12 protein-coding genes are annotated in these 13002 nt (G+C 59.1%); 9 read left to right on the top strand and 3 right to left on the bottom strand.

The features are described 5' to 3' along the window. Entirely contained in the window at positions 1–1833 is a 1833-nt protein-coding gene (locus ABWQ00_RS05245) for an AAA family ATPase (protein WP_353237622.1), read from the top strand. A 3-nt stretch (positions 1834–1836) separates the two neighbouring features. Then, on the top strand, positions 1837–2649 hold the full coding sequence (locus ABWQ00_RS05240; protein WP_353237621.1) for an HNH endonuclease family protein: 813 nt from the start codon (positions 1837–1839) through the stop codon (positions 2647–2649). Positions 2650–2792: 143 nt separating this feature from the next. Here ABWQ00_RS05240 and ABWQ00_RS05235 read toward each other — a convergent pair whose 3' ends face one another. Continuing rightward, positions 2793–4547 (bottom strand): N-acyl-D-amino-acid deacylase family protein, encoded by a 1755-nt coding sequence (locus ABWQ00_RS05235; RefSeq protein WP_353237620.1) that lies wholly within the window; start codon positions 4545–4547, stop codon positions 2793–2795. Beyond that, positions 4528–5403 carry a bile acid:sodium symporter family protein gene (locus tag ABWQ00_RS05230; protein WP_353237619.1) on the bottom strand — a complete coding sequence of 292 codons (876 nt, stop codon included), beginning with the start codon at positions 5401–5403 and terminating at the stop codon, positions 4528–4530. The genes ABWQ00_RS05235 and ABWQ00_RS05230 overlap by 20 nt, the downstream gene beginning before the upstream one ends. Before the next feature lie 322 nt (positions 5404–5725). On the opposite strand from ABWQ00_RS05230, the gene asd reads away from it, so the two are divergent. The 6 genes from asd (at position 5726) to accD (ending at position 11625) form a co-directional block, all read left to right on the top strand. Next, positions 5726–6883, top strand: a complete 1158-nt coding sequence (asd, locus tag ABWQ00_RS05225) for an aspartate-semialdehyde dehydrogenase (RefSeq protein ID WP_353237618.1) — start codon at positions 5726–5728, stop codon at positions 6881–6883. Between the two features lie 81 nt (positions 6884–6964). After that, positions 6965–7750, top strand: coding sequence for a tRNA pseudouridine(38-40) synthase TruA (truA, locus tag ABWQ00_RS05220; protein WP_353237617.1), 786 nt, complete (start codon positions 6965–6967; stop codon positions 7748–7750). Continuing rightward, on the top strand, positions 7747–8454 hold the full coding sequence (locus tag ABWQ00_RS05215) for a phosphoribosylanthranilate isomerase (RefSeq protein WP_353237616.1): 708 nt from the start codon (positions 7747–7749) through the stop codon (positions 8452–8454). Before truA ends, ABWQ00_RS05215 begins: the two co-directional genes overlap by 4 nt. An 86-nt stretch (positions 8455–8540) precedes the next feature. Continuing rightward, complete coding sequence (gene trpB, locus ABWQ00_RS05210) at positions 8541–9824, top strand: tryptophan synthase subunit beta (protein WP_353237615.1); 1284 nt, start codon at positions 8541–8543, stop codon at positions 9822–9824. 10 nt (positions 9825–9834) lie between these two features. Beyond that, positions 9835–10644, top strand: coding sequence for a tryptophan synthase subunit alpha (gene trpA / locus ABWQ00_RS05205; RefSeq protein ID WP_353237614.1), 810 nt, complete (start codon positions 9835–9837; stop codon positions 10642–10644). A gap of 108 nt (positions 10645–10752) precedes the next feature. After that, the gene (gene accD / locus ABWQ00_RS05200; protein WP_353237613.1) at positions 10753–11625 is read left to right on the top strand and encodes an acetyl-CoA carboxylase, carboxyltransferase subunit beta; all 873 of its coding nucleotides are present in this window, start codon (positions 10753–10755) and stop codon (positions 11623–11625) included. 74 nt (positions 11626–11699) lie between these two features. Here accD and ABWQ00_RS05195 read toward each other — a convergent pair whose 3' ends face one another. After that, the gene (locus tag ABWQ00_RS05195) at positions 11700–12248 is read right to left on the bottom strand and encodes a YggT family protein (RefSeq protein ID WP_353237612.1); all 549 of its coding nucleotides are present in this window, start codon (positions 12246–12248) and stop codon (positions 11700–11702) included. A 69-nt stretch (positions 12249–12317) separates the two neighbouring features. Between ABWQ00_RS05195 and ABWQ00_RS05190 the strand changes: the two genes are divergently transcribed. Next, on the top strand, positions 12318–12932 hold the full coding sequence (locus ABWQ00_RS05190) for an LON peptidase substrate-binding domain-containing protein (RefSeq protein ID WP_353237611.1): 615 nt from the start codon (positions 12318–12320) through the stop codon (positions 12930–12932). Positions 12933–13002 lie beyond the last annotated feature (70 nt).

The raw sequence follows: 13002 nt of genomic DNA, 5'->3' as shown, positions 1-13002 counted from the left end.
ATGCAATTGAAGCGCATCTGCATTCCAGCCTTTCGCAACCTGCACGATCTCGACATTGCGTTCGATACGCACTTGACACCCTCTGCCAGCGCGTCGACTGACGCCAAGCCCAAGCCCATCCGAAGTCATGCGCTGATAGGCCAGAACGGCACAGGAAAATCCAACCTGATTGAGGCGCTGATCACCATTTTTCGGGACATCGACTTGGGCAATAGAGCGTCCTTGGCCTACACGCTGGAATACAGCATTCGCGGTCATGCGGTGCGTATTGAGGCCACCGAACAGAAGACCCCTCTTGTCTGGGTAGATGGTGACAAAGTCACTCAAGACTATCTGCGCACCAACGATGATCGCTACCAATTTCCCCGCGATGAGCGCCGTGGGCCACGGCTGTTGCCCACACACGTTTTTGCGTATTACTCGGGCCGAAATGAGCGGATTGAGGTGCTATTCCAGGAGCACCAGCGCCGTTTTAACCGCCGCCAAGAAATCACTACATACGAGGTATTAGACGAACACTTATTGGAAAAATTCGCAGGCTCTGAAGCTGACATTCGCTCCATTAAAGAGGCCACACGCAGGCACGACTCTAGGTTGAAACAAGCAGGTGATGATCGCCTGCGTCGCTTGTTTTACTGTCGTGGCGGGCACAGTCAATTGGTGTTGCTGGCCTGCCTGCTGTCTGATGACCCTGTATTCAAGAAGGTTCTGAAAAATCTGCACATCGAATCGCTGGAGTCAGCGCTGTTCGTTTTGAAGGAGCCGCATCGTCTTCGTGAAAAGCGCCGAGGCGGCAAGTTCGACGACCAGGATTTGACCGAGGGCGATCCACGCTTTTGGTATGCGCGCGGCAACGTGGTGAGCGAGTTTCTCGACAAGCTATGGCAAGTTTCTTGGGCACCCATTGAGCAAGAGGCCACTAGGCAGATCGACTTCAGGGGGCGAAGCGAAAAGCAAAAGCAGCTTTATCTGTTCGTGCCCAGTCAGGAAAAATTAAAGAAACTTGGCGAGCTGGTGGGAAGCCCAGATAGCTTTTTCCGTTATGCCGAGGGCGCGTACATCGGCGACCTGATCGATGAGGTGCGCATCACAGTCAAGAAACGAGACGAATACGGTGGCAAGGTGAGCTTCACCCAACTCTCTGAAGGTGAGCTGCAAATGCTCACCGTGCTTGGTCTGATGCGCATTACCCGTGAGGACAATTGCTTGTTCTTGCTCGACGAGCCCGACACCCACCTCAACCCCATTTGGAAGCTCCGCTATTTCGACGACATCGAGGGCGTTCTTTCGCCCGATGACGCCATGGTGCAGGGTGAGTCACAAATCCTCATCACCACGCATGACCCAATGATGGTGGGCAGCCTCAAGCGTGAACAGGTTCACATTCTGAGGCGGCAAGCAGGAACAACCGTGGTTCAAACTCCGCATGAACACCCACAAGGCATGGGTGTTGCGGGCCTTTTGAAGAGTGAGTTATTCGGCTTGCCTTCAACCTTGGACCCTCAAACTTTGGACGATCTGCAACTTCGAAACGAGTTGGTTGCCAAGAAGGCCAGCGTGGGGCTGTCAGCAGAGGAAGACACAGCACTAGAGCGCTTGCGACGTTATTTAGAGGAACTGGGATTTTCTCGCGAGCACCGTGACCCGATGTATCAACTCTTTGTAGAGAAGATGTACCAGGCCAAGTCTCAGCCAATCAACAAGTTACTGACGCCGTCAGAGCTTGCAGAGCAAGAAGCATTGGCTGAGTCGATCATCAAGGAGCTTGTCAAAACTGAGCGAAAAGATGAGTTGGCCGAATTGGCTCGGCAATTGAAGCAAGGGGTGGCATAAACCATGCGCATGGTTCACGTCCCAAAAGATCTGGCTCCACCGGCAGACTGGCTGACTAAGGCTGCCGCTGCGAGTGCGGCTCTCAATAATGCGAAAACAAAAGATGAACGCGATGCTCTGATCGAGGCGAAACAAGCTATTTGGCGTGACGATCGCATCCGAAACTGGCTCCTCGGCCTGTTTCATAACAAGTGCTGGTACAGCGAGGCTCAAGAGGCCGTATCGGCTTACCACGTTGATCACTTTCGACCCAAAGGCCAGGTAACTGACGTGGGACGCATCAACCCGGAGCCGGGTTACTGGTGGCTTGCCTTCGATTGGGAGAACTACCGAATTTGTGGACAGCTCATCAACGTCAAGAAAAACGACGTATTTCCGTTAATTAATGGTCATCGAGCAACGCCTAACGACACCAACAGTATGAAACTAGAGGCTCCGGCCCTGTTGGACCCCACCACTGAGGATGCTCGCCTGATTAGCTTTGATATGGACGAGGACGGGTGTCGAGCGGTTCCCACTGGTGGTGCCGACGAAGAAGACTGTGCCCGCGTTATGACCACGATTGAGGTTATTGGGCTGAATCGCCTTGATAGGCTCAACAGCAAACGTGCTCAGGTCTGGCAAGATTGTCGAGAGAAACTTGCTAGCTACGCTGCCGCATCAGGGGAACCTCCCGCCTTGAAGAGGCTACACCGTGCTCTCATGATCACTGAGCTGAAGAAGCGAGTGGCCTACGAAAGCGAGCTGTCCTCAGTTGCTGAAGCTTGTATTAGGAAAAATGGGTCAGAGTTGGTGTGTTCGCAGGTATTTGGATAAATAGATTTCGGTTTATTTTCCGACCTAGTGCGGGAACAAGACTGCTTCGATTCAAACACTGGGGAAAATTGACCACAAACAATGCCCGGCACCTGCGAAGGTGACCGGGCTTTTTATTTCGGACGTTTCAAAAATGAATCGCGTCAGTTTTGGCCCAAGCGCACCAAGCGGCCTGGGCGGGCCTCGGTGATCTCGCCATCGCGCTGCACCTGCTCGCCCGCCACCCAGGTGGCCACATAACCTTCGGCCTTTTGCACAAAGCGCTTACCGCCTGCAGGCAAGTCGCGCACCAGTCGGGGCAGGCCCACGCTCAGGCGCTCAGGGTCGATGGCGTTCAGGTCGGCACGCATGCCCGGCGCGATCACGCCCCGGTCGGACAAGCCCAGATAGCGGGCATTGCGGCTCGTGAGCATCTCCACCGCTGTTTCAAGCGGAATACTGTCACGACCTCGGTCGCGCACCCAATGCGTGAGCATGAAAGTCGGAAAGCTGGCATCACACACCGTGCCCACATGAGCACCCGCGTCGCTCAGGCTGCTGAGCGCTCTGGGGTGGGCCAGCATGCGGCGCACCGCATCGAGCGAGCCCTCGTTGTAATTGAAGATCGGGAAATAAATCAGGCCTTCGCCAGTGCCCGCACTCAGGTGGTCGTAAATCGCCTCCAGCGGCGTGATACCCGCCTGCTTGGCACGCACCAAAAAGCTCTGCATGACCGAGGGCTCGTAATTGAGTGTGTCCTCCAGCGCAAACATGCGCCCACTGATGAGGTCAATCTTGGCCAGCAAAATGTCCACCAGCGGTGGGATGGCGCTGCCGTCTCCAGCCAATCGCTCTGACTTTTCCGACAAGATGCGGGCCTTGCGCGCCGGATCGCGCAGCGCCTGGGCGCGCTCTGGCAAGGGCAAATGCGCCACTTCTTTGTAAGACGGAAAGCCCATGAAGGGGTGAAAACTCGCGTCCAGTCCATTGAGCACGCCAATGCCCCGAACCGCCGTCTGCATGAACAGCGGCAGGCCCGCCTGCACCGCCGCTTCGACCCGCTGCTGGATCTTCAGGTACTGCTCGCCGCCCGGGTCGCGCTGCAACCAGGTCATGGACACCGGCTTGCCGCTGGCCCGCGCCAGCGCTTCCACGCTGTCGAACTCGGCGTCGAACTGGTCGGGGCCGTTGAGCAAATTGAAGTCGCTCACGATCTGCACCACACCGTGGCCCAAGCCTTCAAAGGCCTGGGCCAGGCCCGTCAATTCGTCGTTGCCTGCATTCGCGGCAGGGGTGTCCTTGCCCTCGGAGGTGCGGTGGTTGTCGCTGCGCCCGGTACTGAACCCGGCGGCGCCAGCCTGCAGGGCCTCACGCAACAGCGAACGCATGGCCTCAATGTCTTGCGCCGTAGCCTTCTCGTGGGCCAGGGCGCGTTCCTTCATCACATACATGCGCAAGGGGTCGTGCGGCACCTGCACCAAGTAGTCCAAGCTGCGCGGCGTCACGGCCAGTGCATCCATGTACTGCGGAAAGCTTTCCCAATTCCAGCGGATGCCCTCGTGCAACGCGGCGCCGGGAATGTCTTCGACGCCCTCCATCAGCTTGATCAGGTCGCCCTCGTGGCCGGGTCGCTTGGGCGCAAAACCCACACCGCAGTTGCCCATGAGCAGCGTGGTCACGCCATGGTAGATGCTGGGGGTGAAGCACTCGTCCCAGGTCACTTGCCCGTCGTAGTGGGTGTGGATGTCCACAAAACCCGGGGTGACCCACAGGCCAGTGGCGTCCACGGTTTGCATGGCGGGCTCATCCACCTGGCCCACTGCCACAATGCGGCCCCCGCGCACACCCACATCGGCCACACGGGCGGGCGCGCCCGTGCCGTCCACCACGGTGCCGTTTTTAATCAAGCAATCGAGCATCTTTTCTCTTCCAATAAAAAGCCAGTCCCAGGCCGCTGACGATGTGCCAAATGCCCCACAGGCTGGCCAGGGTGACCATGCCCAGATCGCTGCCAAACTGCAAGGCAATGATGCCCAGCGCCAGGCCAGAGTTCTGCATGCCGCCTTCGATCATGATGGCCCTGCGGTCACGCTCGCTCATGCGCATGGACTTGGCAGTGGCCCAGCCCAAAAACAGGCCACTGGCGTTGTGCAGCACCACAATCAAAAAGGTGGGCAAAAGGCCCAGCGTCAGCAGCTGCCGCTCCTTGATGAGCCCTGCCACGATGAACAAAATCAAAGCGCCCACGGCAAAGTTGCCCAAAGGTTTGCGGATGCGCTGCGTAAGCGCAGGTAACTGGTGCGAAAACAGCAAACCCAGCGCCAGCGGAATGCCCAGGACCATCAACAAACTCAGCCAAATGCCAGACGGGTCGATGGACAACTCGCGCAGCCACGACGCGGTCTCAGGGTTGGCCGCGATCATCCAGCTGAAGTTAAAGGGCGTGGCCAACAGCGCGATCAAACTGGCCACGGCCGAAATGCTGACCGACAAGGCCGTGTTGCCGCGCCCCAAGTGGGTCACCACATTGCTCAGGCTCCCACCCGGGCAGGCCGCCACCAAAATCATGGCCGCCTCGACGTTGGCGGGCAAATCCAGCGCCAAAGTGGCCAACCAGGTGCCCACCGGCAGCAAGATGAACTGGGGGATCAAGCCGCACAGCACCGCACGCGGGGCTTGAGCGACCCGCCGGAAGTCCTCGATGCGCAATTCCAGCGACACCGAAAACACCATGGTGGCGAGCACCAAACTCAAGATCAATTGCTGTGAAGTCATGCTTTTTTCCTTGCGAAAAGTATAGACAGCCGCAACACCCTGAACACAAAGGGTTTACGCGCAGGTCTACCGCCAACACCACCGCCTCGCCGTCAGGAGCACGCCAGGCCAACCGTTATAATCTCGGGCTATGTTTCACCCAGATTTGTTCTCTTTGAACCGCACCAACACCGTCCAGGTGGGTGTCGCTGTGGGTGCGACCTCCACAAAAACCACGACCATTAAGGGCTGATCCAGTCTGGTTCGTCGTGCGCCCCCCGGCCAGACGAGCCGGGCAAACAGTCTGGTCTGACACTGTTTTAAAAACTGAAAGGGCGTTGAAATGAGCAAGTTAGTAGGTTTGGTTGGCTGGCGCGGCATGGTCGGCTCGGTGCTGATGGACCGCATGATTCAGGAAAAAGATTTTGACCTGATCGAGCCCCTCTTCTTCTCCACGTCCAACGCAGGCGGCAAAGCCCCCGCGATGGCCAAGAACGAAACCACGCTGCAAGACGCTTTCAACCTCGAACAGCTCAAGCGCTGCGAGATCATCATCACCGCCCAGGGCGGCGATTACACCTCTGAAGTCTTCCCCAAGCTGCGCGCTGCCGGCTGGAATGGCCACTGGATCGACGCGGCCTCGACCCTGCGCATGGAAAAAGACGCCGTGATCATTTTGGATCCGGTCAACATGCCCGTGATCCAAAACGCACTGGCCCACGGCGGCAAGAACTGGGTGGGCGGCAACTGCACCGTCTCCTGCATGTTGATGGGCGTGGGCGCCCTCTACAAAGCTGGTTTGGTGGAGTGGATGAGCACACAGACTTACCAAGCGGCATCGGGCGGCGGCGCGCAGCATATGCGCGAACTGCTGACCCAATACGGCACGCTGAACGCCGAAGTTAAAGCCCTGCTGGACGACCCCAAGAGCGCGATTCTGGAAATTGACCGGCTGGTGGTGGCCAAGCAACGCGCACTCACAGCGTCTGAGACCGCCAACTTTGGCGTGCCACTGGGTGGCTCATTGATCCCTTGGATCGACAAAGACCTGGGTATCGGCAAAAGCCGGGACGAAGCCGGTTGGGGCATGTCCAAAGAAGAGTGGAAAGGCATGGCCGAGACCAACAAGATTTTGGGGCTCGGCGAGGCATTCAACTCTGCGGCCATTCCGGTGGACGGCTTCTGCGTACGCGTGGGCGCCATGCGCTGTCACAGCCAGGCCCTGACCTTCAAGCTGAAAAAAGACGTGCCCGTGGCCGATATCGAAGCCATGATCGCCGCCGACAACGAGTGGGTCAAACTGGTGCCCAACACCCGCGAAGCCACCATCCGTGACCTGACCCCTGTGGCCGTGACCGGCACCATGACGATTCCTGTGGGTCGTGTGCGCAAGCTGGCCATGGGCCCCGAGTACGTGGGTGCATTCACCATTGGTGACCAGCTGCTGTGGGGCGCGGCCGAACCGCTGCGCCGCATGCTGCGCATCTTGCTGGACGCCTGATCTCCCCATGATCTGCGTGTCCTGTGCACTGAACACCTGGCATGGGCTGTTCATGCGCTGGACACCACAAAGGCCTGCACGATGAGACTCGCGCTGGGTATTTGCTATTCAGGCACGGCTTACCAAGGCTGGCAAAGCCAGTCCACCGGGCTGACGATTCAGGACAAGCTTGAAAAAGCCTTGTCCAAATTTGCCGATGTGCCCCGTATCAGCACCTTGTGCGCCGGCCGCACCGACGCCGGAGTGCATGGCCTGATGCAGGTGGTGCACTTTGACACCGAGCTGGACCGAGACACCCATTCTTGGGTGCGCGGCACCAACCGTTATTTACCCTCCGACATCGCCGTGCAATGGGCGCAGGTGATGCCCGAAAGCTTTCATTGCCGGGCCAGCGCGACGGGCCGGCGTTACATCTATGTGGTGCTCGACTCGGCTGTGCGGCCCAGCTTGGAGAGCGGTCGCGTCGGCTGGGTGTACAGACCATTGGCCCACGAGGCCATGCAGCAAGCCAGCCAACACCTGCTGGGCGAACACGATTTTTCATCTTTCAGGGCCAGCAGCTGCCAGGCCTTGTCACCCATCAAAAACCTGCGCCACATCCGCATCACCCGGCACGGCGCTTATTGGCGGTTTGAGTTTGAGGGCAACGCTTTCTTGCACCACATGATCCGCAACATCATGGGTTGCTTGGTCACGATTGGCCAAGGCCAACAACCTCCCGACTGGATGCGCGAAGTCTTGTTGGCCCAAACCCGCGATGCTGCGGCCCCAACTTTTTCGCCCGATGGCCTTTACTTTGCTGGGCCAATTTACAGCCCTGAATGGGGCTTGCCCGACACCACCCCTGCTTTTGATTGGTTGCCATGAGCCTAGCCAACACTCCAACAGACATCGCCCCACAGCAACGCACGCGCATCAAGATGTGTGGTTTCACCCGCGAGGCTGATGTCTTGGCCGCCTGCGCCCTGGGTGCCGACGCCATTGGTTTTGTGCTGTACCCACCCAGTCTGCGCAGCGTGAGCATCGAACGCGCGGCCGAACTGGCCCGCCTGCTGCCTGCTTTTGTGATGCCTGTTCTGCTCTTCGTCAACGACACACCCGAGCGCATTGAGGCGGCATGTGCAGCCGTGCCCGGCGCTTTGCTGCAGTTTCATGGTGACGAATCGGCCGAGTTTTGTGCCGCCATGACGCTGCGCACAGGCCGCCCCCACCTCAAAGCCGCCCGAATCCCCCTGTCCGAGGTCCATGAATTCGACTTGCTAGAATTTGCCCACATTCATCACGCAGCCCAAGCCCTCTTGCTCGACGCCCATGTCGACGGATACGGCGGCGGCGGAAAAAAATTCCATTGGTCACTCCTGCCACCAAACGTCAATGCTCACCTCGTTTTGTCTGGTGGACTCACACCTGCAAACGTGGGCGATGGCATGCGGGCGCTGCGCACGCATGGCCTGTCTCTGGCCGTTGACGTGAGCTCGGGCATCGAAGCGGGCAAGGGCCTGAAAGATGCCGACAAGATGCGGCAGTTCGTCCAGGCGGTGCGCACCGCAGACAACGGCTTACCCCTTTAAAGCTTTCCCCGGGCTGGTCTCGATCCCCTTTGCAGCATTCAGCACTGCAAGCACCGAGCGGCTCCACCCAAACTGAGCACCACAGCATGTTTGAATACCAACAACCCGATGTCAAAGGCCATTTCGGCATCTATGGCGGCAGCTTCGTCAGCGAAACCCTGACCCACGCCATCAACGAACTCAAAGCCGCCTACGCCCAATACCAGCACGACCCGGCCTTCATCGCCGAGTTCAAGTCCGAGCTGGCGCACTTCGTGGGCCGCCCGTCACCCATTTACCACGCAGCCCGAATGAGTCGCGAAATGGGCGGGGCGCAAATCTTCTTGAAACGCGAAGACATCAACCACACCGGCGCGCACAAGATCAACAACACCATCGGCCAAGCCATGCTCGCCAAGCGCATGGGCAAGCCGCGCATCATTGCCGAGACCGGCGCTGGCCAACATGGTGTGGCCACAGCCACCATCTGCGCGCGCTACGGCCTGGAGTGCGTGGTGTACATGGGCGCTGAAGACGTCAAACGGCAAAGCCCCAACGTCTACCGCATGAAGCTCTTGGGTGCGACCGTGGTGCCAGTCGAGTCCGGCAGCAAAACCCTCAAAGATGCACTCAATGAAGCCATGCGCGACTGGGTGGCCAATGTGGACAACACTTTCTACATCATCGGCACTGTGGCGGGGCCACACCCTTACCCCATGATGGTGCGCGACTTCCAAAGCATCATCGGCGAAGAGTGCCTGACACAGATGCCCGAGATCTTCAAGAGCCTGCAAATGGCTGAGCAGCAACCTGACGCGGTGATCGCCTGCGTGGGCGGTGGCAGCAACGCCATGGGCATCTTCTACCCCTACATCCAACACGATAAAACCCGATTGATTGGCGTGGAAGCCGCAGGCGAGGGCCTGGACACGGGCAAGCACTCCGCCTCGCTGCAGCTGGGCACACCTGGCGTGCTGCACGGCAACCGCACTTACATCTTGCAAGACGAGAACGGCCAGATTACCGAAACCCACAGTGTGAGCGCGGGCCTGGACTACCCCGGCGTGGGCCCCGAGCATGCCTTCTTGAAGGACATCGGTCGCGCCGAGTACGTGGGCATCACCGACAAGGAAGCGCTCGAAGCTTTCCACTACCTGTGCCGCGCCGAGGGCATCATCCCTGCGCTCGAATCCAGCCATGCCATCGCCTACGCCATGAAACTGGCCAAAACCATGCGCCCGGACCAAAGCATTCTGGTCAACCTGTCCGGCCGTGGCGACAAGGACATCGGCACCGTGGCCGACTTGTCGAACGCCGACTTTTTCTGCCGCCCCAGCTGCCAGGGTCAGTCGGTCAAAGGTGGCGAGCAGCCCGTGAATTTTGTGAAGTGAGGACTGAATCATGAGCCGCATCGATGCCACCCTCTCCGCACTGAAATCCCAAGGCCGCAAAGCCCTGATCCCGTATGTCACGGCAGGTTTCCCCCAAAAAACCACCACCGTGCCCCTGATGCATGCCATGGCCAAAGCTGGGGCCGACATCATCGAGCTGGGGGTGCCGTTTTCTGACCCATCGGCCGACGGCCCCGTGATCCAAAAAGCCGGTGACAAAGCTTTGGCGCTCGGCATTGGCACGGTGCAGGTGCTGGCCATGGTGCGCGAGTTCCGCCAGACCAACACCACCACCCCGGTGGTGCTGATGGGTTATGCAAACCCGGTGGAGCGCTACGACCAAAAGCACGGCCCAGACAACTTCATCCGCGACGCCTCTGCTGCCGGTGTGGACGGTGTGCTGATCGTGGACTACCCGCCGGAAGAATGCGTGGAATTTGCCGCCAAGCTGCGGTCCTACGGCATGGACCTGATCTTCTTGCTGGCACCCACCAGCACGGATGAACGCATGCAACAAGTGGCCCAAGTCGCCAGCGGCTATGTGTATTACGTATCGCTCAAGGGCGTCACAGGCTCTGGTTCGCTGGACACCGATGCGGTCGAAGCCATGCTGCCCCGCATCCGCCAGCACGTCAGCGTGCCTGTCGGCGTGGGTTTTGGCATCCGCGACGCAGAAACCGCCAAGGCCATCAGCCGCGTGGCCGATGCGGTGGTGATCGGCTCACGGCTGATCCAGCTGATCGATGCTGCGCCTGCTGAGCGCATCAACGACGTGGCGGGGGAGTTCCTCTCGGGCATCCGGCAAGCGCTGGACGCCTGAGCGCAAGGGCCTGTCCCGGCTGCCGTCAGCAGGCCCACGCCTCCTTCGCCATATGAAATGAAGCCAAGCCTGTTTCAACGATAATTCGCCGCACAAGGAGAACCCCTCATGAGTTGGCTCGAAAAACTGCTCCCCCCCAAGATCCAGCACACCGACCCGGCCGATCGCCGCACGGTGCCAGAGGGCTTGTGGGTCAAGTGTCCCAGCTGCGAAACGGTGCTCTACAAGACCGACCTGGAAGAAAACCAGAACGTCTGCCCCGGTTGCTCGCACCACCTGCGCATTGGGGCCCGCACTCGCCTGAACGCTTTTCTGGACGGTGAAGGCCGTTACGAAATTGGCCAAGAAGTCGTGCCGGTGGATCCCCTCAAATTCAAGGACAGCCGCAAGTACCCCGAACGCCTGAAAGAAGCCATGGACAACACGGGCGAAACCGATGCCCTGGTGGTCATGGGTGGCTCGGTGCACAGCATCAACCTGGTGGTGGCCTGCTTCGAGTTCGACTTCATGGGCGGCTCCATGGGATCAGTGGTGGGGGAGCGTTTTGTGCGGGGCGTGGAAACCGCCATCGCGCAAAAAGTGCCCTTTGTATGCTTCACAGCCACGGGCGGTGCGCGCATGCAAGAAGGCTTGCTTTCGCTCATGCAAATGGCCAAGACCAACGCCTCCTTGACCCGCTTGGCCAAGAGGGGCCTGCCCTACATCAGCGTGTTGACCGACCCCACCATGGGCGGTGTATCGGCCGGCTTTGCCTTCTTAGGCGATGTGGTGATTGCCGAGCCCAAAGCTCTGATTGGCTTTGCTGGCCCTCGTGTGATCGAAAGCACCGTGCGCGTGACCCTGCCTGAAGGCTTCCAGCGTGCCGAGTTCTTGCAAAGCAAGGGCGCGGTGGATTTCATCTGCGACCGCCGCGAACTGCGCAAAACCATAGCCACCACACTGGCCATGTTGCAGCGCCAGTCGACAGACGCCGTTAGCTAAAGAGCACAGCACACACCCATGACAAAGGCCCTCTGTCGAGGGCTTTTGTCATGGGCTTGCTTCAACGCAAGGTCTCAGCGCAAACCGTCCATTTGCAAGCCGATCAACACAATGCCCACCATTTGCAGGGCCAAAAGCAACACCAAGGGCGACAAATCAATGCCACCCACCAGCGGCACCACACGCCGAAACGGGCGCAACACAGGCTCAATCAGCCTGGTCACGAAATCGTTCAAGGGCGATTGTGGGCTGACCCACGACATGACCGCATACACCAGCACCAGAGCACTCAGTCCCGACACCACCAACTGAATCAAACTCAATAAGCTGAACCAAGGCAGCAAAAGCCATGGTGCATGCCCACCCGACATCAGCCACAACAAGGACACTTGCGCTAACTTGATCAACCAAGCGCCAGCCAAGCTGGACAAATCCCAAGCCGACCAAGACGGAATCACCTTGCGCAAAGGCAACACCAGCCAATCGCTCAATGCAAACACGAATCGGCCCACGGGTTGGTGAAACGAAATCCGTTGGCGCTGCATGAGTAAACGCAGCAAGCAAGTGCCTGCCAACAAGCCTGCCACCACGTCCAAGACCAGACTGACCATTTGAAACCACATCGATTTTTCTCCTGCTCGTGCGATGATACCCAGATGCCTTCAAGCCCCTCCCCAGACAAGCCGAGCCCGATGGAACTGCCCCTTTTCCCATTGGGCACGGTGCTGTTTCCCGGTGCTTTGTTACCCCTGCAACTGTTTGAGTTGCGCTATCTGCAAATGATCGGTGCCTGTGAGCGCCACGGCACCGACTTTGCCGTGGTCACCCTCACCCAAGGCCGTGAAGTTCACCGCCCCGGGGACAGCGCCGAGCAGTTTGAAGCTCTGGGCACGCGGGTGCACATCGAGCGCATTGAACGACCCCAAGCAGGGCTGGTCCGGGTTTGGTGCCGAGGGGAAGAAAAAATCAGCATTCAGAACACGCAGCAACGCAGCGATGGCTTGTGGACGGGCCAAGTGCATGCCCTGCCCCCTGAACCGTCTGTACAAGTGCCCGAAGACCTGCAGCACCTGTCGGCACAAATGCACGAGGCACTGACCCAGCTGAGCGCTCAGCCCAGCCTTGTACCCCATTGGGCCGAGGCTTGGCGGCTGCAAGACTGCAGCTGGCTGTCCCACCGCTGGGCTGAGCTGCTGCCCTTGCCGCTGCAGATGAAGTACCGCTTGTTTGCCCTGCAAGAGCCCTTGATGCGCCTGGAGTTGATCGGCGACATGGTGGTCCCCTCTGCGCCTCCCTCTCAACGATGACCGCGACTGGCGACTCCAGCCCCAATCCCCCCGCAAACTCATAAAATAACGGGTTTTGCGCTCTGGCGCA

The sequence above is a fragment of the Limnohabitans sp. genome, assembly GCF_040400975.1.
GTDB lineage: Bacteria > Pseudomonadota > Gammaproteobacteria > Burkholderiales > Burkholderiaceae_C > Limnohabitans_A.
This window is presented reverse-complemented; position numbering and strand designations above follow the sequence as displayed.